This is a genomic window from Sulfuricurvum sp. PD_MW2 (assembly GCF_002633015.1).
Classification (GTDB): Bacteria; Campylobacterota; Campylobacteria; order Campylobacterales; family Sulfurimonadaceae; genus Sulfuricurvum.
In genome coordinates, this window is record NZ_NSIU01000028.1 from 1 (window position 1) to 25,449 (window position 25,449).

Sequence of the window (25,449 nt, forward strand, 5' to 3'; positions counted from 1 at the left end):
ATATTATAAATCCGATTATTATAAAATTTTTATATTATATCATCAGATTTATGAAAATGATAGATTTAATTTAAACCTCAAATAACTATTTTTGTATAAAAAATGAACTCAGCCGTTTTTCAAGGCTTTTAAAGCAGTTTCAACATCATCTTGGCGCATCAACGATTCACCCACTAAAAAGGCATCAACCCCTGCTTTATTGAGATCTTCCAATTGTCCGTGCTCGTAAATACCGCTTTCCGCAACAATTATTTTCCCGTTAGGAATCAGAGGAATTAAGTCGTAACTTAAATTCATGTTCATCTCAAAAGTTTGAAGATTACGATGATTGATTCCGATAATATCCGCACCCGCATAAATCGCTTTGGTAAGCTCAGCTTTATCGTGAATTTCGACTAAAGCCTCCATCCCTAAATGGCGTGTATAGTTCAATAATTCTTTCAGTTCGTCTTTGCTGAGTGCTGCTGCGATAAGAAGGACAAAATCGGCACCGTACACCAATGCTTCAAGCAATTGATATTTTGAAACGATAAAATCTTTACGAAGGAGCGGGATACTCACATACCGGCGAATCTCTGCCAAATAATCCAAGTTCCCCTGAAAAAAATGGGGCTCAGTCAAAATAGAGATCGCATTCGCACCGCCACGCTCGTACGCTTGAGCTATCGCTATCGGATCAAAATCCTCACGTATAACTCCTTTTGACGGACTTGCTTTTTTCACTTCACTGATAATTCGGTACGGCTCCTCCGGAGTGGACGTGAGATACCCTCTGACATCACGCGGGGCACGCGCATTAAAAGCAAGCGAACGTCCAAGCCATTCCATACTAAACTTGGCTTCACGCTCTTTTAAATCCTCTTTTGTTTTTTTGATGATATCGTCTAAAATCATTAATTTTTCTCCTTGGTTTTGCATTGTTCTATTGCTTTTAAGTGATCTTTGACCTCTTGTTCGTCGGTACCGATCATCGATTCAACCTGTTTGATCAAACGGAGCGCTTCAACGCACTCGTTTAATTTATAATTCCCCCACGCCAGTGAGTCGATATAAAACGGCGAATCGGGCTGTTTTTCAAGGGCTTTGCGTACATAACTCATCCCCTCGGTGACATTTAGATCATGATCGATCATGAGATATCCCAAATAATTGAGAAAAAGGGGATCATTTAACTCTTTATTGGCTTTTTTTAACCCTTCAATCACACTGTCTATCAAGACCGGATCGTTACGGTTCACTGCCGATTCGTATTTAAACACTGAACTTTGTGCCAAATAAAGCGGATTATCCTCACGTTCATAAAGCTTTTGCGCCAATAGCGAAGCTTTATCAAACTCTTTTACTCTAACATACAAATCGAGCAATAAAGGGTCGTTTAACTTTGATTTTTCAAGCAATACCGTCACTTTAGAAAAATCTTTTTGATACAGATAAATTTTTAGCGCCTCTTCTGCCGCTGCAGAGTCGTTAAACGCATCAAACGTTTGTTCATACATCTGTGCCGCATCTTCCAAAGAACCGCTGTCCGCATATAAACTTCCCAAACGTTTTCCCAAGGACGGGGTATTTCCATGAGAACCGATATGCTCTTTTAAAAACTTGATCGCCTCTTTTTTTTCACCCTCTTGAGCATATTGGATCAGGGCTATTCTCTCTGCCGTCGTTTCATCAAAGTTGATGGAATACGCTTTTTTGAGGGCTGAGAGGGCTCCACTGTAGTCACTGAGTTTTAAACGGGCTTCGGCATATAAAAGATAATCGGGAGCCTTTTGATTTTTCTCACTTTGTATCAGCGCTTTTTGAGAAGCTTCGGCGAATTTTCCCTCTTTAAGCAATACAATAATTTCAAAACGGTTCAATATCTCATCGTCAGGAAATTTTTTCAATTCAGCAGCCGTTTGTTTGGCAAGAGATTTTATGTCATTGGATTGTTCCAACATACGCAATGACTGATACAAATACTCTTTTTTTGAGGTTTGTTTATACAACTCCGCAAAAAAAGTGGCTGCTTTCGCAGGTTTTTGACGCATTTGTGCATCGAGTGCATAAAGTGAGAATGTATCTTCAAGGATTGTAGAGTTTTGAATGCTGATGGGTGCCGCATGAAAGGCTGAGAATAAAAATACCGATGCAACAAACGTTTTAATCATGGATAATCCCCGGACATTCAAGTTTCAGTTCATCGATACGATGGCGAAAATAGTCCCAAAATGGGAAGGTTCGGCATTGCAATGGACGTGCATCGTAAATACTACACCCCTTTAATGAACGATCGAAAAACGCACAATCGTACGAGCCGTTTACAAGCCGCTCTTTGAGCGAAAAGCGAAACCCCTCTTTACGCAAATAGGTACGGCGGAATTCACCCTCGTCCATCTCCAGCAATCTGGCGATAGCGGCAATTTCGGTTGCAGAGACAAAAATACTGCCGCTCTCGCCGGTACAGCAATTCCCCCCGCACGAAGCGCATGCAGAAGGATCAAATGCATAGCTGAATCCGTCTTGTATCATGAATGTAGACATTTAATACTATGCACCTTTGCTTTGTCATAAATGGCCTGCACCGCAGGGGTATACGCACCGTTTTCTTCCGTAATCATCGGAGGCCAAACGGTGAGCGCCGCTTTCGAATTTTTTTTCAGATGAATCATCACCAAAATACTTGGACGGTCCACCTTTGAATGGACGAATTGTACATCAACGACTCTTAATCCTGTACTTTCAAATGCGCTGCATAATTGAACGAATTGTCGTGCATCGTAACAAATCACCGCTTCGCCGTTGGCTTTGAGAAGTTTGGATATTTTGGTCACAAACGGTGTGATCGGCAAATGGAGATTGTACCGAGCCTGATGCAAAATCGGATTTTCAGAGCGTGATGATCCTTCATGGTAAAACGGAGGGTTGGAGACGATCCAATCGTAACTGCCATGCGGCGTATGGTCTAAAAAATCCCCTTCATGCAGCGTATAGCCGATACCGTTGATGTGGGCGTTACGACGGGCAAATTCAACATACAAGGGCTGTTTCTCAACCGCTTCGAGGCTCACATCCTGAAAATCACGCCCGATCAAAAGCCCTACGATTCCGCTTCCGGCTCCGACATCCAAAAGCTTCCCACGGGGAGAAAAGCGGGAAATAAAACCGTACAGCAATATCGAATCACTGTTGTAACAATAGCCGCCCTCTGGCTGATAAAGGAGCATTTACGACTCTTTTCGTTATGATTTAGGCAATTATATCTCTTACTAGGTTTAACTATGATTATTATCCCAGCCCGTCTCGCCTCAACCCGTTTTCCTGAAAAAGTGCTAGCCGATATCGGCGGCTTGCCGATGGTGATCCGTACCGCCAAACGGGTTGAAAGCATCGATCGTGTCGTTGTCGCGTGTGACGATGAAAAAATTCTCGACATCTGTGCGGCTCACGGTGTCGAAGCACGCCTCACCTCCACAACGCATAAAAGCGGTACCGACCGTATCAACGAATGTGCCCAGATCATCGACGTTCCGGATGATGAGCTCATCATCAATGTCCAAGCCGATGAACCGTTCATCGAAACGGAAGTGCTCACTCAACTCATCGAACGACTCAATGCTCTCAAATCGCAAAATGCTCCGTTTATTATGGCAAGCTGCTATAACGCGATCAATACCGAGTCCGCAAATGATCCGAATTTAGTCAAAGTGATCACCGATACCGATCACAACGCGATCTACTTCTCCCGTTCACCAATCCCGTTCAACCGTAGCGGAGAAGCGTCGTATTTCGGACATATCGGAATCTACGGCTTTACGAAAAAGAGCCTTCATGATTTTTGTGCCCTCGGTGAAGCGCCGCTCGAAGACATCGAAAAACTTGAACAGCTCCGCGCCCTCTATCACGGCAAAAAAATCTCGATGGTCAAAGTAGCGAGTGCTGGATTTGGGATCGATACGGTCGAAGATTTAGAACGGGCAAAAAAGATTTTCGGAGTATAAGAGTTTCTTCTCATTCTGCTACGTTATTGCTACGGATAAGGCGTACAATAGTTTCACCGATATTTGTAGCAAGGAGCACCATTATGTCACTCATCGAAACCTTTACCGACTATATCCTCAACCGCAAAAGCCTCAAAGAGTACGTCGAAGTGCGTAAAACGATCAATGAACGCGGTGAATTCAACGATGCTAAACTGATCCAAGCCGAAGAGAACCTCCAACGTCTTAAAAAAGAAGAACCCGAAATTTATGAGGGAATGTATGCCACTCTCGCAAAAATCTATGCCCAAAACAAAGGGTTAACCATAGAGTATCCTATCGAGTTTACACGACAGATCCTGCGCATGTATAAAACATCACTTACACCCTCACAAGTTTATGAAGAGTATAAACGTGTTCTCGGACATTATCATCACGATATTTAAGCACTCTTAGCGCTTTGAGATAGCTGATGCAATCCGAAACGCGATTGAATTTTGGAAAATCAGCGGATTGGCATATTGGCACGTCACTACACCGTCAATCGGTGCCGTAATGTTTTCGAGTTTTTCTCCGCTGAGCGCATCGGTGATACGACCGAGCACCTCCCCTTTTTGAACCGCGACGCCGCATCCGACAAGAGAATCGAAAATTCCGGCGCATTGCGCTTTGAGCACCGTAATGTCGTCAGGTTCGATAATATTGCTGGCATAGCCCTCAAATGCCGATATATCCAAAATGCCCCGCTTCGACATCAGACGTACCAAAGCGCCGTGTACTTCACTGCTGCTTACTCGATCAATCGTTCCATTTTTACCGAACACGACCGAACACGCTTTTGTCCCCCATAACTGCCAGTTGTACTGGAGCATCACCGTCTCAATAGGGCTGTAGGGGCGAAAATGGATAAAACGCATCCCTAAATCGCGTGCCGAATCGATATCTTCATATCCGCTTTGGATCAGTTTCACATACGGCAGACACATCCCCTGATCGCGCCGCCCCTCAAGAATTACCCCGTAATCATACCCCTGAAGCGACTCAAACAGCTTGGCAGCAATCCGCTGTGTCGTCTCTCCCTGTGCATATCCCGGAAACATCATATTGATATCGGTTTTATCGAGCGGCCAAAAAGTTTCTCCCATGTTGAGCGCATAGGTATTGATCGCGGGAATCACCAAAATTTTCCCCGTAATTTTTCCCTCTTCCTCTTTTTGCCGAAGATAATCAACCAAACCCGATGCAACGTAAAGCTGATTGATATGATCTCCGCTCATCGAACCGATGAATGCAATGGAGGTACCGGCACTCTCTTCACCGAATATAAAACCCTCTACTTTGAGCGGGGCACGGTTGGGGGATTTAAAATTGAGTATCTCTATGCGCTTCATCCGTTCTCTCCAAATATTCGTCCTACCAAGGAGCCTTCATAAACGATCGGATAGGCTCGCAGCGTAAAGAGGATACCTCCGATAGGGGCGATCACCTCATCGAGCGTTTGACCGCTTAAGGGATCAACGATCTCTCCTACAATTTCCCCTTTTTGAATCATCTGACAATGTTCGATCGCGGGGACAAATAACCCCGGGCAGGAGGCATTGAGATAAGCGACTTCTCCCACCTCGGATTGGATCGGCATTCTCACCTCGAGCGGTGCAATGTCCAAAAACCCCTCACATGCCATCAGATTCAAAATCCCATCAAGCAACTGATGGCCATAGGCTTTGCTCAGCCGCATCCCTACCCCCATCTCGACCACGAGGGTTTTGGTTCCGAGCGTATTCATCGCGTGGGCAAACGTCGATTCGAGTACCGTCACCGCATCGTGTACCCACACGAAATCGATGTTAAGCTTGTTGGCCAACGGAACAAGAGTATCCGCCTGAGATTTAGCAATACGCACCTGCGGAATCTCACGCAAAAAGACGTTTGAGGAGTGGATATCAATCGCGATTTCAGACCCGCTCATTGCGCTGACTACCCCATCGGCAATCTGTGCGGGGAGAAAATCGTTTTTGCTTCCGGGAAAAATACGGTTCAAATCGACATCATAAAACGGAACGGAACGGGTAATACTATCGATCCCCAGAGAATTGATCGCCGGATAAATATCGATCGTCGCCTTGATCTTTTCGGGGTTTGATCGAAGCCATTCACCTAGAAGAAAACAGACGTATTGCCCCTCTAGCTCATCTCCGTGAATACCGCTGACAATGGAAATACGCTTTTTTGTTTCGCCACTCTGAGGTGTATAGCGACATCGCTGGATTCGAAACTGTTCCCCTACGGGGAGATCGATCGAAAAAACCTCTTCTATCACGCCCATACGATCACCATTACCGTTGAGATTGGAGAGACGCTGAAGAACAGGTCTCTTTTTGGATGACACGATCGACGACACCGTTGAGGAACACTAAAAACTTACCGATATCGGAGGTGGTGACATTGATCGGGCGGTAATGGCGGTTCAGCTGCCGTGCTATCGTGTTGATGACATCGATATCGGCCGTAACCATCTCTATCTCGCCGTAAAGGCGCAAAATGAGATCAAAACGCTCGATCTGCTGTCCGAAACGGATGAGCTGATAGGCGCGGGTACGATCGAGTTCGGAGGAAAATATCCCCAAAATCAGACTGCAGTTATCGATAATCTCTTCAAGATTACTCGGACTTACCGCACTGTTGCGTCCGGCTACGAGCTGATTGTAGATCTTGTTGAGCGTAGCGAATCCTCTCTCATCCAGCAAATGGCGTGTTTCAATCGCGTTTTCGCGCGCCCAGCTGATAATCTGTTCGATACTCCCGCCGTAAGTTCCGTATACCCCCTGTTTGAGAAAATCGAGGGCATTTGTATACTCTATCTCCACTCCGAGTTTGGCATAGAGTTTTTGACCATCTTCAAAATCGCGATCAATCACATAATCGTAACTGTTCACCAGTTCTTTGAGCATCGTTTCCGCCCGCTGAACGTAGCGCCCGAACCAATAAAGACGCTCTGCCGTGTTGATTGAAATAGCTATACCGTTGAGTATCATAATTCCACCACCCAAGTATCTTTAAATCCGCCCCCTTGGGAAGAATTTACCAAATAGTTCCCCTCTTCCATCGCATAGCGGGTCAATCCCCCCATACTGACACTGACCTTTTCTCCGTAAATCACATACGCGCGCAAATCGGCTTTACGAGGGACAATTCCCCCCTCCATCATGCACGGCAGATCGTAAAACTCGATCACCTCCTGGGCAATCCATCGGCGCGGCTCCGCCAAAATCATCTGAGTGATTTCAGAGCGTTTCTCCGGTGTTAAACGGTTTCCGAACAATACTCCGTACCCTCCCGCTTCGGCAACGTCTTTAATGACCAGTTTATCGATATTGGCCAAAACGTATTCGCGGTCTTTTTCATAGTACGGAAGATAGGTCGGAGCGTTCGAGAGGATCGGTTCTTCGTCCAAATAATATTTGACCATCTGAGGGACAAAATAGTAGATCCCTTTGTCATCGGCGACACCGTTTCCGATACTGTTCATAATAGCGATATTCCCGGCACGGTACGCTTTCGTAATCCCATTGACGCCGATCAGACTATCGGGTTCAAACGCTTCGGGATCGAGAAAATCATCATCGAGCCGTCGATAGATCGCACCAATCCGTTGCCGTTCTCCATCATAAGAGCACAAAAAGACCTCATCGTCAATCACTACCAAATCATCCCCTTGCGCAAGTGTAGCACCGGTGATTTTTGCCAGATAACTGTGTTCGTAATACGCCGAGTTGTAGCGTCCCGGTGTGAGGATGACATTGAGTCCGCCGGTATTGACGTAATCCATCGCTGCTTTAAGCTGATCTGCGTAATGTTTGATTTTGCTGATTTTCATCGATTCAAAAAATTCGGGATAGGTATGACGAAACGCTCGACGGATCGTGAGGGGATAGCTCACCCCGCTGGGGACGCGAAGGTTATCTTCGAGGATCACCCATTTGCCGCTCACAGCATCTTTCACCAAATCGATCCCGCTGATATGGGTACGTACACCTTTTGGGGGATTAATCCCCATAAACTCGGGTAAGAATGCCTTGGCCGAATCGACATATTCGCGAGGTACAACACCGTCTTTGACAATCTTTTGATCGTTATAAATATCGTTCAAAAACGCATTGAGCGCTTTGACACGCTGGATAATCCCCGCTTCCAACTCATCAAACTCTGATTTTGGGATAATTCGGGGGATCATATCAAACGGGAATGAGCGTTCAATAAAGGTTCCGTCTTTAAAAAGGTTGAAATTGACCGCGTTGGTCTCTAAAAACTCTTTAAACTCGGAAACTTTACTCTGATCTACGCTCTCGAAGATATCATAAAATTTTTGTAATTCCGGAGACACTGGTTCGATCATGCTTACCCCTTAGAAATTAGGTCTAAGTCAATCATATCCTAAACTCGTCTGAAGGGTTGCTTAAAAAAAAGACAATTAGCAAAAAAGAAGATTTTAGAGGAAAATTTCCGAAAAAGGTTACTCTCTCGAAACATCCACCATCACAACCAGATGGCTCGAACCGCTTCCGCTGAGAACCCCCTGCATCGGAGAGATGTCTCCATAGTCGCGACCGTATCCCAACACAATATGCTGATCAAGAGGTACCATATTGTTCGTCGGATCGAAATCAAACCACCCAAAACCGGGGAAAAAGACCGAAAACCATGCATGAGACGCATCGGTTCCAAAAAGTTTTTCGGATCCTTTCGGAGGGATCGTTTCGATATATCCGCTCATATAGCGCACACACAACCCCGCCGAGCGCAAGGCACTCAGTGCAAAATGGGCGAAATCCTGACATACCCCTTTTTTTTCGGAAAATACCGTTTCGACGGGTGTACTGAGATCACTAAAGCCGCTCACAAACGAAAAATCGTTGAAAATGCGCCCCATAAACTCAATGATCCCCTCATAGAGAGAACGCTCATATTGGAGCGACTCAAAAAGATAGTTCAATATCTCCGTAGATGCGATTGGCAAAAGGGGGCTTTTCAAAGCAAACTGCTTTGCTTCTATGATCTGCGGCGTCAGAAACATCATCCGCTCCAATGCTTCGGCGTAGGTCAGGGCTTTGACCTCGTGTATCCTATGGCGGGAATATTCGAGTCCGTTTGAATCGATTTGGACTCTAGAGCGTGCAGAAACGCTTAAAACACTATGCGGTTCGCGGACGAGCAAGTGATGAAGATGATTACCAAAAAAATCGGTGTAGGCTTCGCATTCGGCGGCAAGCGGTTCAAGCGTAAGCTCGAAATCGAGCACTTTTTGTATCGCCGTATCTCGAGGCTGCAGCCGAATAAGATTGTGACTAAACCCCACCTCATGCTGATACATAAATCGGGTACTATGGTAAATGGAATAGATCATCTTCTACTACTCGTCATAATGGGCAAAATAGGTTTTTGACAACTCAGACGAAGCACATAAAAGTCGATCTGAGAGGTTTGATAGCAATGTATCAAGCTCGCTGCGGATATATCCGTTTTCCGGCAAAGCGGCAAGGATTTCGATTTTGCTGAGTCGAATCGCCGAAAAAGCTTCAAAAATAGGCTCTTCGTACCGGCTCAAATAGGTTGTGTTTTTAAATTTCGGCAATTGCGGAAGAATTTTCATCAACCCCTCTATCTCGCTGATAAGCGATTTAGGGAAATTAATATCAAGAACCAAAAATTCGATGATATTGCGCATCTCATAGGATGAACGGTAGCGGGCACGGTAAGCGTTGAGACTTTCACAGGTACTCAAAAGTGTCTCCAAGATTTCATATTCGCTGAGGGGATCGTGAGCGGGAGTCAACAACGCTCTGGCTTTGGAGATCAGAAGCAACGAACGCTCGATCCGTCCGCCGATTTCATACAGCACCGATCCCTGATCAGCAAATAAAGATTCCTGAATCAGCTCTTTGTACGCCATTAACTGCATTAGCAATTTATCGAGATTGTGAATGATAAAGCGGGGATAAGGTTTTTCTTCAGCGCAAAACTGATTCCATTCGCGCCCCATTCTCTCAAAAATGCGGGATGCTTCAAGGGGAAGGATGCTTTTTGCGTAGGTATTGGTATTGGAGAGCATCATCAGGATTTGTGCCAAACTTCCAACTCTAGATGGATCAAAACTGATTGAAGCGATCTCTTCGAATACCGGTACGCTCTTCTCATCGTCCAAAAATCCCGGATAAGTCATCGTAACATGGGTCAACGCTTTGGTGAGCATCTCATGCGTTTGCGAGGTGGATGCGTGATCGAAACGCGATGCGTTGGTCATAAATTTGAGCGTCGATCGGATCATTCGTGCGGTGATAATCGCCCGCATCAAATATCGCCCCAGCCAAAAGAGGTTTTCAGCCCGCAAAGAAGGGATGTTTCCTAACGAGTTTTCTGCAGCCGCATTCGAATGAAAAATCGGTGAGAGAGGAATACCCTCAGACTCTCCCAGCACCCATAAATCTTTACTGCTTCCCCCTAGCTGATTCGATACAACCAAAGAATCAGTGCTCGTCCCGACACGGACAAGCGCTCCGCTCATGAGGGTATAATCTCCCTTATGGGCAATCGTGTAGGCACGGATAACCGCTTTTCGTGGTTCTATCGTCTCTTTGATCAGTGTCGGACAGCTGGCGAACTCTATCTCCTCTTGTCCCACATAGCGGTGAGGTTGCAGGCGGATCTCATTGGCAAGCGCTTTAAGCTCTTGTTCGCTCAACTGTTTACCGATATAGGTATATTTTTCCCCCATCCGATCGATCGTTTTGATGATGAGACTGTTGAGGTTTTCCAACACATACTGCTGCTCATGAAGTTGACCGCACCACCAGGTTGAGATCTGAGGCAAAATCAGATCTTCATCCAAAAAGTAGCGCGACAAATGGGGCATAAACGGATTAAGCCCCAAGTTTTCCAATACGCCGCTCCCTATAGGGTTAAGCATTTTAACCCCCTCTGAGCGGAGAACCTGCACCAAACCGGCAACCCCAAGCTGAGAATCCGGACGGAGTTCCAACGGATCACAATAGCTCTCATCCACACGGCGTAAAACTGTATCTATGCGACGAAGTCCTTTGAGACTTTTGAGCCAAAGGGCACCGTCTTTAGTGAGTAAATCCTGCCCCTGAACCAGGGTCAATCCCAAAAATGAACTCAGATACGCGTGTTCGAAATAGGTCTCGTTATGCGGTCCCGGAGAGAGCAGTACATTGAGAGAATCGAAACTTCGGCTGTTGTTTTGAAAAACAGACTTAAACGTTTCAAAAAAATCGTACAGACGCTGAATTGAAATCCCTTCAAACAGATCCTGCATCGTCGAGTTCATCGTCAAACGGTTTTCAATCGCATACCCTAACCCGGAAGGGGCTTGCGTTCGATCGTTGATGATCCAGATTTTTCCATCAGGGCCTCGCGCCATATCGGCCGCATACATCCCTAAGCTCATATTAATCCCGTGCATTTCGCGCATAAACCCGCCATGCGCATAAATCACTTCCATCGGGATGATCCCCTCTTTGATAGAACGCTGTTCACCATAGATGTCTTGCAGCAAAAGATTAAAAAGTCGACACCGCTGTTTCAATCCGGCTTCGATCTTTTTCCACTCCTCCTCTTCAAGGATAAAAGGGATCGGATCGAGTTTCCAAGGACGGTTTAATCCACCGGGATCGTTATAAACGTTGTAGGTGACGCCATTATCTTCGAGCCGCCAATCAATCTCTTTTTGTTTGAGGAGAAGCTGTTCCAAACCGATTTTTTCAAGGTTGCTTTTCAACGCTTTCCAATGGGGACGGACATTTTTATCGTGATCAAACATCTCGTCGTATGAAGAGTTTTGGAAATAGCGTTCAAACATAAAAGCGTTCACCTCTGAAAAAGTATCACTTATTTTACCCTATTGTCGATTAGGACTCCATTTTCGGCGCAAATCAAGGGTATGCGGATATTCCAACGATCCAGGAAGCTCTTGATACGCAAATGTTTTTTTCTGAGGATGGCTCACTACGGTGCGTGATGGACTCTCATCGTTTGATTCTTGAGAACGGATGAGCGGTTCATGTACCTCTTCCATCTCCCCTTGGGAATGCCCGAATCCCCAGTATCGGCTGATACGGCGCGATTGTGCTTCGAGGGTATTGATCGGAAAAGTCTCATAAGCTCGTCCTCCCGGATGGGCGATGAAATAGGTAAAGCCCCCCATCGATCGCCGGTTCCATGTGTCGACAATATCAAACACAAGCGGCGTATCGACTCCGATGGTGGGATGGAGCGCCGACCACGGCTGCCATGCACGATAGCGTACCCCTGCGACATATTCCCCCTCTATTCCCGTTGAGATGAGAGGTACCCGTACACCGTTGCAGGTAAGGACGTAGCGTTCGCTGACGAAATCGTTGACCTTAATCTGTACCCGCTCAACCGATGAATCGACGTATCGTGCCGTCCCCTGAGAACTCGACTCCTCGCCGAGGACGTTCCACGGTTCAATTCCGCCGCGTAGTTCACAGTGAACTCCCTCGATCGTACTCATTCCGTACAGCGGAAAACGAAATTCGAAAAACGGGTCAAACCAGTCGTTCTCAAACCCGTACCCTTCGGCACGTAAAAATGCGACAATATCACGGATATCCTCACGAACGTAATGTTCGATCAAAAACTTATCGTGCAGTTGTGTCCCCCACCGGACCAGTTTGTGTCTATACGGTTTTTTCCAAAAAAGCGACACGAGGGTTCGGATCAGGAGCATCTGTACCAAAGACATCTGCGCGTGCGGAGGCATCTCAAAACCTCGAAGCTCCAAAATCCCCAGTCTCCCCGTCGAGGAGTCGGGAGAGTAGAGCTTGTCAATACAGAACTCGCTTCGGTGGGTATTCCCCGTCAAATCGGTGAGCATGTGGCGGAAGAGCCGATCGGTGAGCCAGAACGGCACTTCCCCCCCATCAGGGATTTGGTTAAACGCGATTTCGAGCTCATAGAGGTTTTCCAACCGCCCTTCATCGACACGCGGTGCCTGAGAAGTCGGTCCGATAAACTGCCCCGAAAAAAGATACGACAAACTCGGATGGTGCTGCCAGAAGGTAATGAGTGAGCGTAAAAGCTCAGGATTTCGAAGTAACGGACTGTCGCTCGGTGTAATCCCCCCGATCGTGACGTGGTTTCCTCCCCCCGTTCCGGTCTGCTTGCCGTCTTGCATAAATTTGAGCGTTCCCAAACGCGATTGATGGGCATCTTCATAGAGGGTATCGATCACCCCTCTAAGCTCACACCAGCTTGAGGTTGGGTGGATGTTGACCTCGATAACCCCAGGATCAGGAGTAACCCGCATCTTCTCAAGGCGCAAATCGTTCGGAGGTTCATACCCCTCGATCATCACCGCCATTTTCAGCGCTTCTGCCGTCTCTTCGATTGAGGCGATCAGATCCAAAAATGCTTCGGTATTAGTAATCGGCGGAAGAAAAATAAAGAGTTTTTGTTCCCGAATTTCGACGCTGAGAGCCGTACGGACAAACACCTCGTAATCATGCGATTTTTTGGTCGTTTTTTTCACTTTCGCCGCACGTGCTTTGACGGCGCTGTGATACTCCCCCAATGAGGGAAAAGCAGCAAAAAGATCAGGTTCGAAACTCTGTTCCAGCTCTACCTGCGGTTTATGACTCAATGAATCAAGCGGCAAACGAAGCCCCACCGGAGAGGTTCCAGGGGCAAGAAAAAGCTGAGCACGACGAAACTCCCAACGACACGTTACCCAGCGGGTCATCCCCCAGTTTAGCGGCAATACGAATCCAGCCGGTTTATCGATACCGCTGGAGAGGCTCTCTGCCAATGCCCGCCGTTCCAACGAATCTTTCAGTGTCGCTTTAAGCGGATCGACATCAATCGGCAGCAGCGACTCTTGCAGGAGTGCGACGAGAGGATCGTTGTAGGCATCATGGATGTTTTGATCGCTGATACCCAAGTTCAGACACAGCTTGGATAAAAATTTCCGTGCATCTTCGGGGGTATAATCGAACGTCTGATCCAAACTGGCCAATAAATCGGGATTATTCCAGATCGGTTGACCGTCTTTGCGCCAGATAATAGTGCTCATCCATCGCGGCAGCGGCTCTCCCGGATACCATTTCCCCTGCGCATGGTGAAGCAATCCCCCTTTTCCAAACGACTTCAACAGACGTCGGGAGAGGACGTTTGCCAACTTCCGTTTATGGAGACCGTCCGCTTCGGTATTCCATTCAGGCGATTCCATATCATCGATGGAGACAAACGTCGGCTCTCCCCCCATTGTAAGGCGCACATCATTTTTTACCAACTCTTCATCGACTTGATATCCGAGAGCATCAATCGCTTCCCACTGCTCGGTGCGATACGGTTTCGTAACGCGGGGAGATTCAAAAACACGCGTTACCGTATTGGAGTAGGCAAACTCAACCTCGCACTTATCCATCGCCCCCTCTACCGGAGCGGCACTCTCAGGATTAGGGGTACACGCCAGCGGTATATGCCCCTCAGCGGCGAAGAGTCCGCTCGTCGCATCCAGTCCGATCCACCCCGCACCCGGAATATAGACCTCCGTCCACGCATGCAGATCGGTAAAATCTTCCGCAGGACCGCTCGGACCATCCAGGGACTCAACATCGGCGGAGAGCTGAACCAGATACCCCGAAACAAAACGGGCGGCAAGCCCCAAATGGCGAAGCACCTGCACAAAAAGCCATGCGAAATCGCGGCATGATCCCAGTTTGTTCCCGAGCGTCACTTCACATGTTTGAACGCCCGGCTCCATCCGAATCGTATAGTTGAGATACGTGTGTATCGCCATATTGAGATCGACAAGAAAATCGTTGATATTACGCGGCGTGAAATCGAGGGTTTTGAGAAATTTTTTGAGCTTTTTGCCCTCTTCGGCTATCTCCAGATAGGGTGAAAGCTCTTTTTTGAGCTCTTTTTTATATTTGAATGGAAAGTTTGTCGCATACTCTTCAACAAAAAAATCAAACGGATTGATACTCACCAACTCCGCCAATACTTCCACATCGATCGAGAGTTCCGTCGTCTTTTCCGGAAACACGATCCGTGCCAGATAATTTCCGAACGGATCTTGCTGCCAGTTAATAAAATGATCTTCAGGTTTGATGTTTAGCGAGTAGGCCTCGATAGGGGTACGGCTATGAGGCGCGGGACGAAGTCGGATGACATGAGGAGAGAGACTAATCGGTTTATCAAAAGCATAGTGAGTTTTATGGGAGAGGACAACTTTGAGCGACATCGGATTCCTTTGCGCAGCAGCGTATTAAAATATCAGCAAGAATAACACACTTTGATCCAAAATAGTGACATAGTACTGCACATTAAACGTACACAAGGAAAGAGATGCGATAAAACGGAGAATTTTTATGTATAAGGGAAAAAAGAAAGAAAAACTTCCCCGCGAAACGGGAAAGAAAAGAGTTAGATATTGTCGCGGATACCGAGATCAGCAACCAATTTGTTGTAGCTTGCGCGGTTTGTACGTTTCAAATAACGCATCAAACGGCGGCGTTGACCAACCAATTTCAAAAGACCAAGACGTGAAGAGTGGTCTTTTTTGAATGTTTTCAAGTGCTCAGTAAGAGCTGCGATACGAGTTGAAAGAAGAGCGATTTGCACTTCGCTTGAACCTGTATCACCTTCAGTTCTTTGGTATTGTTTGATAATTTGCGCTTTGTTCGCCGTATCTAAAGCCATAATAGCCTCCTGATGGGTATAAAATTTTACTCGAAAAACAATTTTTTCAAGCAGGGTCGGAATTATAGCGAAATTTTTTCTGTTTTTTACCAACTTTTTCTCCAAGTCACCTCTAATTTTTTTTAGCTATAATAGCTTTTATAAAATCGAGCACGAAAGGGGTATATCTGAAATGCTTATGACTAAAGCCAGTGAATACGCACTGCTATCGCTTATTGTTTTAGCTAAAGCAGGACATCCTCTTGATGCTGACACCCTATCGCGAGAACTCGATATTTCAAAAAGCTTTTTAGCAAAAATTCTCCAATCATTAGCACGTCAAGGGATTTTAAATTCCTACAAAGGGGTCAACGGAGGATTTGAGCTTGCACGGCATTCCCGTGATATCACCGTATTAGAGGTGATGGAAGCGGCTGAGGGTAAAAGCCCCGCTGTTTTCAGCTGTTCCCCTTCTGCTGAAGATTGTCCGTCCAATAAAGCGCTCAGTTGCGGCATATGGCCATTTTTAAACCGACTACAAGGGAAAGTGGACGCATTTTTGGGAACACTCACCCTTGAAGCCATTTTAGAAGAGTAATCTTTGGCAAAAGCAAAAAATAAAACTCCCGATATCAAAACAATCTTATCGGCACTGTTTGCATCACGGGATTTAAGTGTCGTTTTCTTCGTTATGGCAATTTTGGCGATTATTATCGTACCGTTGCCGAGTGCGATGCTCGATTTTCTTCTTGCTATCGTCATCGCTCTCTCGGTCTTAATATTACTTATCTCATTGTACATCCCCAAACCGACCGATTTAACAACCTTTCCGACTCTGTTGCTGATTATCACCCTCTTTCGGCTCGCACTCAACATCGCGACAACCCGTATGATTCTCAGCCACGGTCACGAAGGCCCCGAAGCGGTCAGTGACATCATCACCAGCTTTGGAAACTTCGTTGTCGGCGGAAACATGGTCATCGGGGTTATCGTCTTTACCATCTTGGTTTTGATCAACTTTATGGTTATCACCAAAGGTTCGGGGCGCGTTGCCGAAGTAGCAGCCCGCTTCACCCTCGATGCGATGCCCGGAAAACAGATGGCAATCGATGCCGATCTTAACAGCGGTCTTATCGACGAATCCGAAGCCAAACGCCGCCGTGCAGAAATTTTACAGGATGCCAATTTCTACGGGGCTATGGACGGGTCGAGCAAATTTATCAAAGGGGATGCAATCGCCGGTATCATCATTACGATGATCAATATTATCGGCGGCTTTTTGATCGGGATTTTTCAATTTGATCTCGATGTTGCCGCTAGCGGTCACACTTATACGATCCTCACCATCGGGGACGGTCTCGTCTCCCAAGTACCGGCACTCATCATCTCAACTGCAACCGGTATTATGATCACACGCGGTTCCAGCGATACGGGCGGAAATTTTGCCGAGGGTAGTATCAATCAACTCATGGGAAATGCACGTGTCATGATTATCGTCGGATTCATCATGCTGATGTTTGCTATGGTTCCGGGGTTACCGACTCTCTCGCTCGGGTTTGTCGGACTTATATTTGCCGGACTTGGATATGCGCTCTATAAATACGAAAAAGGGGAACTCGTCCTCACCTCCGCGCCTGCAGTTAAAAAAGGAGGAACAGCTTCTGCTACAGCCGCAGGATCAGAAGCTCAAGGAACAGCGGCACCACGCAAGAAAACCAACGAAGAGATCGCCAAAGAGGAAGAAGCGGCTCTCGAAGACATCCTCAAAATCGAGATGTTGGAACTCACTTTGGGCTATCAGCTTATCCGTCTCGCCGACAGTGCGCAAGGGGGAGATTTACTCGAGCGTATCCGTTCCATGCGACGTAAAATCGCTTCGGATTTTGGATTTTTGATGCCGCAGGTACGTATCCGCGATAATCTCCATCTCAAACCGACCCAATACGAAATCCTCCTCAAAGGGGTTAACATCGGCGATGGTCTCATCCAACCCGACCGTTATCTGGCGATGGACAGCGGTATGGCGATGGGCGAGATTCAGGGAGAACCGACCAAAGAGCCGGCATTCGGCCTCGATGCTCTGTGGATCGACCCTGCACTCAAAGAAGACGCCATCATCAACGGATATACCGTCGTCGATCCGGCAACCGTCATCTCTACACACATGAGCGAATTGGTCAAACGACATGCGGAGGAGCTCCTCACCCGTCAAGAGACCCAATCACTCATCGAAAAAATCAAAAACGACTATCCGGTTGTGGTCGACGATTTGCTAAAAGTGGCAAACATCGGTCTTATCCAACGTGTTTTCAAAGCGTTGTTGCATGAGCGAATCCCGCTCAAAGACATGATCACTATCCTTGAAACGATGGCGGATGTTGCCGAATATACCAAAAGCGTCGATATCATCACCGAACATGTGCGAGCAAAACTTTCTCGCATTATTACACAGCTCTATACCAGTCCCGATGGGGTTATCAAACTTCTCACATTTGATACGATGAGTGAACAAATGATGCTGGAGAAATCTCAAGAACGCGACGGCGTCCGCCAATTGCTTCTCAATGTCGGAGAGATCAACGGATTGATTCAAGCAACCAGCCAAAAAGCGACCGAACTCCTCCAAAAAGGAATCTCGCCAATTATCGTTATTGTCGATCCGAAACTTCGCCGTCCGTTGGCTGAAATTTATGAGCGATTTAGCCTCGAAATTGTTGCCCTCTCCCATGCTGAAATCGATTCGAATGCCAAATTCGAAGTGCTCGGCTCCATCACTTTAGACACCAAATAGGAATACTATGACAACTACCTTTTATCACCTCTCCCACATCGATCTTGACGGATACAGCTGCCAACTGGTTATGGCACAAACAGACCATACAATGTTCAGCTACAATGCCAATTACGGGGCCGAAGTGATGGACCGCCTCGAAGAGATTATCGAAACGATCAAAAAAGGCAAACAAACCGCTACCATCCTTATCAGCGATCTTAATCTTTATCCCGAAGAGGCAAAATGGCTCAACAATGAGGTAAATCGCCTCAATGAGGCGGGATGGAACATCACTATCACCCTGCTCGATCATCATGGAAGCGGAAAAGAGACAGCGGCGCAATACCCATGGTACACTCTTGATACGGAGCGTTGTGCAACCAAAATCGTTTACGACTATGCGCTTGAACATTACGGGCTCAAAGCGGGCGGGTGGCTGGAAGCGTTTGTCAAAGTCGTCAATGCCGTTGATCTTTGGCATCAAAACGAAACTGAGGATTTTGAATACGGCAAAGTGTGTATGCGTCTCATCAGTGAGGCCAAAGAGCTCAACCGCGTTATGTTTGCCGATGAAGACCGTGCGTATAAATTGGCATTGCTGGAAGAAGCGGCAATGATGCGATTTCATGAAAAAGCCAACATCGTCCTTGATGAATCCCTCCATCGACTCAAAAAACAGTTTTTCAAAGACGGTGTCGATGATACCCTCGATAATCTCTCTACCAAACATATCGTGGCACTGCTTGGAACAAAACGCTCAACTATGACAATTTATTACAAAGGGTGGCGCGGATTTTTGAGCTACGGACTTGGAAACACATCGATCATCGGAAACGGCTTTTTGACCGAATATCCCGATTATGACTTCATTGTCGATGTCGGAACACGCGGCACAATGAGTCTTCGCGGACACAACAAAGTCGACGTAGCTGCCATGGCAGGCGAATGGGTCGGCGGCGGCGGTCACCCGAATGCAGCAGGCGGCCGCATCCAAGGGTTCAAGGAACAGTTCCGTTATGACAAAGTAAAACGGCACATGGAAGATATGCTTGCCAACAAAGAGGCGATGCCGGGTAAACTCCCTCATAAAATAGAAGAATAATGCTCTTTAACTCCTACCTGTTTTTGTTTCTCTTTTTGCCGTTGATGGTATTGGGCTATTTTGGCCTTTTAAAGTACCGTTGGGTTATGGGATCAAAAGTTTGGTTAGTAGGCGGGAGTTTATTTTTCTACGGATATTGGAGCATTTTTTACGTTCCCCTGTTATTAGGGAGTATTCTGGTTAATTTTTTTGTCGGTTCAGCATTGATGGATCGTTCATCGGCAAAAAAAGAAGAAGCTCCACTTTATTTAAAGGGCTTTCTTTAACCCCTTTTCCAAAAAACAGATACTACTTTTCGGAATAATATTTAATATCGGATTACTGATCTATTTTAAATACACCGATTTTTTCTTAGAAAATTTCAACGGAATTTTTGGACAAAACATCCCCTTACCCCATATCATATTACCGATCGGAATCAGTTTTTTTACCTTTACACAAATCGCTTTTTTAGTCGATTCGTATAAAGGGGAAGTCAAAGAGTACAACCTTCTTCATTACATCCTTTTTGTTACCTATTTTCCCCACCTTTTAGCCGGTCCAATTTTACACCACAAAGAGATGATGCCCCAATTTTCAAACAAATGGAATTTCTCACTGCGTTGGCGGAATGTATCTTTGGGTTTATTTCTCTTTTCGATCGGTCTTTTCAAAAAAGTAATTCTTGCCGATTCGTTTGCCGTCTGGGCAAATCCTGGATTTAGTACCGAAACCGCTTTAACTCTCATCGATGCTTGGACGACTAGTTTGAGCTATACGCTTCAGCTTTATTTCGACTTCAGCGGCTATGTTGATATGGCGATCGGGATGAGTCTGATGTTCAATATTCGGCTACCGCTCAACTTCAACTCTCCCTATAAAGCAAAAGATATCCAAGATTTTTGGAGACGCTGGCACATCACACTATCACGTTTTTTAAGAGATTACATCTATATTCCCTTAGGAGGGAACAAAGTTTCCAAGTACAGAAATTACGTCAATCTCTTCAGCGTTTTTTTTATCGGAGGAATTTGGCATGGAGCATCCTGGATGTTCGTCATCTGGGGAATTCTTCACGGTGGAGCGATCGTTATCCACCGTATTTGGAAAGATTTCGGATTGCGAATGTGGGGATGGCTCGGTTGGCTTATCACGTTCAATTTTGTCAATATTGCATGGGTCTTTTTTAGAGCGGATAATTTGGATACCGCACAGAATATTTTAATCGGAATGAGCGGTTTGAACGGAATAGGAACAGAAGGGCTCAAAGAACTCGCCATTCTCCTTATTTTTATTACGGCAACGGTTGTATTCCGCAACTCGAATGATATGAGTTCGTCCTTTAAACCCACCCGAATCTACCAAATTCTTACCGGCATGCTCTTATTCGCTGGAATCGTCATGCTTGAACGCCATAGTGATTTTTTATATTTTAGGTTCTAAGAAATGAAAAATAAATCGTTTTTAATCGGTACATTGATGATTACAACCGTTCTTTTTTTAGGGCAAATATCGTTTAATTATTTTTTCGACAGTTACGGTTTTTTTCGCAAAAACACAAATATCGATACCGCATCAAAAGCGATTGCAGACGGTCATATGCTCAGCATGCAAGGAAATTATGATGAACGGGTATTTCAGCAAGCCATCGTAGAACACTTCAAAGAAAAGCCTCAACAGATACTCATCGGATCTTCACGCAGTATGATGATACCATCAACTTTTTTCCAACAAAACGGTCGATTTTTCAACCACTCAGTCTCCGGTGCCAGCATTGAGGATTATATTGCGATTTTGGGTCTCTATAAAAAGCATAATCTCTTTCCGAAAACAGTTATTTTAGGTATCGACCCTTGGATTTTTAATAAAAATAATCATCAGCAACGTTGGAAAAGTTTGAACGAATCGTATACATTCATGATGTCCAAACTCAATAAAGATCTCCTCACTTCCCCATCATCAAGTAATACTAAAAGGTATGCGCAACTGATCAATTTCGAAAATACAAAAAACAATCTTTTGCACCTCAAAGAGACGCTGAAAAAAGAGAACAATTTCAAAGTGACTGCTACCGATCAGATTGACGCTATGATCAAAAAACCAGATGGTTCTATCCTATATCCGTACAAAATTCGGTATAAAAAAGATTCAGATACACTTACAGAAGCAAAAGCATACATAACAGGGCCTGTTTACAGTGTCGAAGATTTCCAGTCATTATCCAATACTCAATTATTTGAAAATCTCATCAACCATTTACAAAATCATGGAGTTACTGTAATTTTCTTCTTACCGCCATACCATCCGATCGTCTATCACTATCTTGCAAATAACCCAAAATATCATAGTGTCCTCGAAGCTGAAAATTACGTACGTACATTCGCACAACAAAAGAACATCACCCTATTGGGCTCTTATAATCCGGATATCTACCATTTTCGATCAAACGATTTTACAGACGGCATGCATGCAAAAGAGTCTGTGGCAAAGCGTATTTTCAATCCTCATCCATAATATTGGTATAATTCCTAAATTCTAAAGAGTCGTCTCGTACATACATAAATTACCCAGAAGATATAAATTTTATGATTCAAATCAACAACCTTACCAAAAGCTACGGAACACGCGTCCTATTTGAGGATCTCTCGTTGCGTCTCAACAGCGGAAACAAAGTCGGATTCGTCGGCCGAAACGGAACCGGAAAATCAACACTGTTTAAAATCATCCTCGGAGAAGAGGCTTATGATAGCGGTGAGATCATTATTCCCAAAAACTATTCGATCGGAACCCTCCGCCAGCATCTTCATTTCACTCATAAAACCGTCCGTGAAGAGTGTGCTTCAGCTTTAGCGGGTGATATGGAACATGAAGTCTACCGTGTTGAAAAAATCCTTTTCGGACTAGGGTTTACACAAGAAGATTTGGACAAAGACCCGCTCAGTTTTTCAGGAGGGTATCAAATACGCCTCAATCTCGTCAAACTTCTGGTCACCGAGCCCAATCTCCTCTTACTCGATGAACCGACCAACTACCTCGATATCGTCTCCCTTCGTTGGCTCGCTTCATTCATACGAGCATTCGAGGGGGAAGTGATCCTCATCACCCATGATCGCGATTTTATGGACTCCGTCACCACCCATACGATGGGATTGCGCCGCCGCAATATCAGTATTATCAAAGGTTCTACCCGAAAATATTATGAGTTGATGACCCAGGAAGACGAACTATATCTCAAGACCAAAGCCAACCATGATAAAAAACGTGCCGAACTCGAAGACTTTGTTGCCCGCAACAAAGCACGTGCTTCTACGGCAACTTTGGCCCAGTCCAAACAAAAAGAGTTGGACAAAATGGGGATCATGGAAGATCTCGAAGGGGAGCGAGACCTCTCTTTTTCATTTAGTTACGCCCCTACTCCCGCCAAATTGGTTTTGCAGACAAAAGAACTCTCCTTTGGATACAACACCGACACCCCTTTGTTTCAAAATCTCTCGTTTGCTTTGGAAAAGGGAAAGCGTCTCGCCATCATCGGTAAAAACGGCAAAGGAAAATCAACACTCCTCAACTGCCTTGCAGGGGTACTCACCCCAAATGGAGAGATGACCTTCCACCCCTCCACCGCCATCGCCCACTTTGGACAAACCAACATCGACCGTCTCGACAAAAACCGTACGATAAACGAAGAGATTCAAAGTGCCGATACCGGTATGAATAACGTCCGTATCCGCTCCATCTGCGGAACCATGATGTTCAGCGGTGACGATGCCGATAAAAAAATCTCAATCCTCAGCGGAGGAGAACGCAGCCGTGTCATGTTGGGTAAAATCATCGCCACCCCTGCGAATCTTCTCTTTTTGGATGAGCCTACCAACCACCTCGATATGTATTCTATTGATGCGCTTGTCGATGCGATCCGCCGTTTTGAAGGATCTGTCGTCCTCGTCACCCACTCTGAGATGATGCTTCGTTCTCTTGCCGATGCACTCATCATCTTTCGTGAGGGGGGAGCAGAGTTTTTTGACGGTACCTACGATGAATTCTTGGAGAAAATCGGTTGGGACGAAGAGATCACCGATGCTCCAAAACCACTCAAAACAACTCCGAACACCAATAAAAAAGAGTCCAAACAGCAGCGTGCCGCATTGATCCAAGAGCGTTCCAAGCTCCTCAGTCCGCTGAAAAAAGAGGTAGAGAAGTGTGAAAACACGATCATGGAGCTCGAAGAGAAACTGAAATCTGCCCATGAGCTTCTAAACACCTACTCCAACCAAGGCGAAACCTCGAAGCTCCTCGAACTCTCCAAAATCGTCGGTGATGATGAGAAAAAAATCGAAGAGCTATTCGAAAAACTCGAAATCGCGAGTGATGAGATAGTACGTATTGAGAGTGACTACGAGGCGAAGCTTGCCGAGCTCTAAAATCCGTCTCGACAAACTCCTCTCCTCTTTGGGATACTGTAGCCGCAAAGAAGTCGCATCCCTCATTAAAGATGGAGTAATCACTCACACCCTCAATCTCCCCCTAAAATCCGATACCAAAGTCGCTCATGATGAAATCTTCTTTGAGGGCGAGCCTCTCGATCCTCCTGCTGGGATGGTGATCTTGATGCACAAGCCTCTCGGATATATTTGCAGCCATGACGATGGAGAGGGTCGTCTTGTGTATGATTTATTGCCGGAGCGGTGGCGCAGACGTGATCCGAAAATCTCCACGATCGGTCGATTGGATAAAGAGACAAGCGGTCTGCTTCTCCTCACCGATGATGGCGCACTTTTGCACCGTCTCACTTCCCCTAAACACAAAGTATCGAAAGTGTACGAAGCTACCTTGGATCGTCCTCTCAAAGGGGATGAAGGAGAGATTTTTGCTGCTGGGACATTGATGTTAAATGGCGAAAAAACGGCTTGTCTCCCTGCAAAGCTCACTGTGATCGGTCCGACTCATGCCACGTTGGAGATCATCGAGGGGCGATATCATCAGGTACGGCGGATGTTCGCGGCGGTGGGGAATCATGTCACGGCATTACATCGGTCTAGCTTTGGGGATCTGGAACTAAAAGATTTAAAGATAGGGGAATACCGCCTCATCAATAAAGAGCTTTTTTAGATCAGTACGATTCCCATCGATTCGAGCAGGTAGAGCGCCTCGTATCGACTGAAGATAGCGCCCTTAAGATGATTGGAGCGAAGATCAATCGAGGTGTTGGAGACATCGGTAAAGTTGGCATATTCCAGATGGGTATTACCAAACAACGCTCCTTTGAAATCACTCAGGGAAAAATCGGCTTTTTGAAAGCTTCCGTTGCGAAAATCGACCTCTTTGGCTCGGCACTCCCGCATCACCAGTCCCTCCAAATTCAGACCGAAAAAGTTGCTATCATTTAGGATGCATTCGCGAAAACGGATTGGGTCAGCATTGAGGAGGCTCTTCCAATCCGCCATCGTCCAGTCAATCCCAACCATCTTGCACGAGACAAAATCGACATCACTCATTTTGGTATTGGTGAGTTTCATGACGCTTAGGTTGCAGTTCTCGAAACGACATTCGGTAAATTTGCAGGAGGAGAAAAAGGTTTCGCTGAAATCACAGGAGACGAAGGTGCAGTCGTCAAATTCGGCTTTGGTGATCTTTTTACCGTGCAGATCAATCCCTTCAAACTTCTCGGCGAATACGTCCATGTTGTCGATAATGGGGATCATTCATGTACTTTTATAAGTTTTGTCATTTAATTCTATATGATTACAGTACAACTTAGCTTTTCAGTAACTCTATCTCTATATCTTTCTCTCGATGTAAAGAAATTTTCAATGCGTCTTTTTTCTTATTTTCAAAATATTTTTCAAAATATTCAAAAATTGAATTATTATTCTTTTTATGATCAATTGACTTACTAATAACAAAAATAGTCTTTTGAC

At 45.7% G+C, this 25,449-nt stretch carries 22 protein-coding genes; 9 read left to right on the forward strand and 13 right to left on the reverse strand.

Annotated features, from left to right (window positions below):
* Positions 1–108 precede the first annotated feature (108 nt).
* The 4 genes from trpC to CJD30_RS10210 are packed head-to-tail and all read right to left on the reverse strand — an operon-like array spanning position 109 to position 3,206.
* Positions 109–894, reverse strand: coding sequence for an indole-3-glycerol phosphate synthase TrpC (gene trpC, locus CJD30_RS10195; protein ID WP_294918766.1), 786 nt, complete (start codon positions 892–894; stop codon positions 109–111).
* Complete coding sequence (locus CJD30_RS10200) at positions 894–2,150, reverse strand: hypothetical protein (protein ID WP_294918767.1); 1,257 nt, start codon at positions 2,148–2,150, stop codon at positions 894–896. Before CJD30_RS10200 ends, trpC begins: the two co-directional genes overlap by 1 nt.
* Positions 2,143–2,523 carry a YkgJ family cysteine cluster protein gene (locus CJD30_RS10205; RefSeq protein WP_294918770.1) on the reverse strand — a complete coding sequence of 127 codons (381 nt, stop codon included), beginning with the start codon at positions 2,521–2,523 and terminating at the stop codon, positions 2,143–2,145. The genes CJD30_RS10200 and CJD30_RS10205 overlap by 8 nt, the downstream gene beginning before the upstream one ends.
* Positions 2,508–3,206, reverse strand: coding sequence for a methyltransferase (locus CJD30_RS10210; RefSeq protein WP_294918772.1), 699 nt, complete (start codon positions 3,204–3,206; stop codon positions 2,508–2,510). The genes CJD30_RS10205 and CJD30_RS10210 overlap by 16 nt, the downstream gene beginning before the upstream one ends.
* 54 nt (positions 3,207–3,260) lie before the next feature.
* On the opposite strand from CJD30_RS10210, the gene kdsB reads away from it, so the two are divergent.
* Positions 3,261–3,980 (forward strand): 3-deoxy-manno-octulosonate cytidylyltransferase, encoded by a 720-nt coding sequence (gene kdsB / locus CJD30_RS10215; RefSeq protein WP_294918774.1) that lies wholly within the window; start codon positions 3,261–3,263, stop codon positions 3,978–3,980.
* Between the two features lie 83 nt (positions 3,981–4,063).
* The gene (locus CJD30_RS10220) at positions 4,064–4,405 is read left to right on the forward strand and encodes an alpha/beta hydrolase (protein ID WP_294918775.1); all 342 of its coding nucleotides are present in this window, start codon (positions 4,064–4,066) and stop codon (positions 4,403–4,405) included.
* Between the two features lie 6 nt (positions 4,406–4,411).
* Here the strand turns inward: CJD30_RS10220 and CJD30_RS10225 are convergent, their stop codons facing one another.
* The 8 genes from CJD30_RS10225 to rpsO form a co-directional block, all read right to left on the reverse strand.
* Positions 4,412–5,350 (reverse strand): M14 family metallopeptidase, encoded by a 939-nt coding sequence (locus CJD30_RS10225; RefSeq protein WP_294918777.1) that lies wholly within the window; start codon positions 5,348–5,350, stop codon positions 4,412–4,414.
* Complete coding sequence (locus tag CJD30_RS10230; RefSeq protein WP_294918779.1) at positions 5,347–6,348, reverse strand: M14 family metallopeptidase; 1,002 nt, start codon at positions 6,346–6,348, stop codon at positions 5,347–5,349. The genes CJD30_RS10225 and CJD30_RS10230 overlap by 4 nt, the downstream gene beginning before the upstream one ends.
* Positions 6,296–6,994, reverse strand: coding sequence for an alpha-E domain-containing protein (locus CJD30_RS10235; protein WP_294918780.1), 699 nt, complete (start codon positions 6,992–6,994; stop codon positions 6,296–6,298). The genes CJD30_RS10230 and CJD30_RS10235 overlap by 53 nt, the downstream gene beginning before the upstream one ends.
* Complete coding sequence (locus CJD30_RS10240) at positions 6,991–8,355, reverse strand: circularly permuted type 2 ATP-grasp protein (RefSeq protein ID WP_294918782.1); 1,365 nt, start codon at positions 8,353–8,355, stop codon at positions 6,991–6,993. Before CJD30_RS10240 ends, CJD30_RS10235 begins: the two co-directional genes overlap by 4 nt.
* A gap of 117 nt (positions 8,356–8,472) precedes the next feature.
* Positions 8,473–9,363 carry a transglutaminase family protein gene (locus CJD30_RS10245; protein ID WP_294918784.1) on the reverse strand — a complete coding sequence of 297 codons (891 nt, stop codon included), beginning with the start codon at positions 9,361–9,363 and terminating at the stop codon, positions 8,473–8,475.
* Between the two features lie 6 nt (positions 9,364–9,369).
* Positions 9,370–11,835 carry a circularly permuted type 2 ATP-grasp protein gene (locus tag CJD30_RS10250; protein ID WP_294918786.1) on the reverse strand — a complete coding sequence of 822 codons (2,466 nt, stop codon included), beginning with the start codon at positions 11,833–11,835 and terminating at the stop codon, positions 9,370–9,372.
* A gap of 39 nt (positions 11,836–11,874) precedes the next feature.
* The gene (locus tag CJD30_RS10255; RefSeq protein ID WP_294918788.1) at positions 11,875–15,243 is read right to left on the reverse strand and encodes a DUF2126 domain-containing protein; all 3,369 of its coding nucleotides are present in this window, start codon (positions 15,241–15,243) and stop codon (positions 11,875–11,877) included.
* 182 nt (positions 15,244–15,425) lie between these two features.
* Complete coding sequence (gene rpsO / locus CJD30_RS10260) at positions 15,426–15,701, reverse strand: 30S ribosomal protein S15 (RefSeq protein WP_294918789.1); 276 nt, start codon at positions 15,699–15,701, stop codon at positions 15,426–15,428.
* A 172-nt stretch (positions 15,702–15,873) separates the two neighbouring features.
* Between rpsO and CJD30_RS10265 the strand changes: the two genes are divergently transcribed.
* From CJD30_RS10265 to CJD30_RS10295, 7 genes are all read left to right on the forward strand, one after another.
* Entirely contained in the window at positions 15,874–16,278 is a 405-nt protein-coding gene (locus CJD30_RS10265; RefSeq protein ID WP_294918791.1) for an Rrf2 family transcriptional regulator, read from the forward strand.
* Positions 16,279–16,311: 33 nt separating this feature from the next.
* A complete protein-coding gene (gene flhA, locus CJD30_RS10270) occupies positions 16,312–18,471 on the forward strand; it encodes a flagellar biosynthesis protein FlhA (RefSeq protein WP_294918802.1) in 2,160 nt (719 codons plus the stop codon).
* Positions 18,472–18,478: 7 nt separating this feature from the next.
* A complete protein-coding gene (locus CJD30_RS10275) occupies positions 18,479–19,555 on the forward strand; it encodes a phosphoesterase (RefSeq protein ID WP_294918793.1) in 1,077 nt (358 codons plus the stop codon).
* Positions 19,556–20,056: 501 nt separating this feature from the next.
* The gene (locus tag CJD30_RS10280) at positions 20,057–20,977 is read left to right on the forward strand and encodes an MBOAT family O-acyltransferase (RefSeq protein WP_366722938.1); all 921 of its coding nucleotides are present in this window, start codon (positions 20,057–20,059) and stop codon (positions 20,975–20,977) included.
* Positions 20,978–20,980: 3 nt separating this feature from the next.
* The gene (locus tag CJD30_RS10285) at positions 20,981–22,048 is read left to right on the forward strand and encodes a DUF1574 family protein (RefSeq protein ID WP_294918794.1); all 1,068 of its coding nucleotides are present in this window, start codon (positions 20,981–20,983) and stop codon (positions 22,046–22,048) included.
* 71 nt (positions 22,049–22,119) lie between these two features.
* Entirely contained in the window at positions 22,120–23,952 is a 1,833-nt protein-coding gene (locus CJD30_RS10290) for an ABC-F family ATP-binding cassette domain-containing protein (protein WP_294918797.1), read from the forward strand.
* A complete protein-coding gene (locus CJD30_RS10295; RefSeq protein WP_294918799.1) occupies positions 23,939–24,640 on the forward strand; it encodes a 16S rRNA pseudouridine(516) synthase in 702 nt (233 codons plus the stop codon). The genes CJD30_RS10290 and CJD30_RS10295 overlap by 14 nt, the downstream gene beginning before the upstream one ends.
* Here the strand turns inward: CJD30_RS10295 and CJD30_RS10300 are convergent.
* Positions 24,637–25,233: a pentapeptide repeat-containing protein gene (locus tag CJD30_RS10300; RefSeq protein ID WP_294918801.1), complete on the reverse strand. Its 597-nt coding sequence runs from the start codon at positions 25,231–25,233 to the stop codon at positions 24,637–24,639. The genes CJD30_RS10295 and CJD30_RS10300 overlap by 4 nt on opposite strands.
* Positions 25,234–25,449 lie beyond the last annotated feature (216 nt).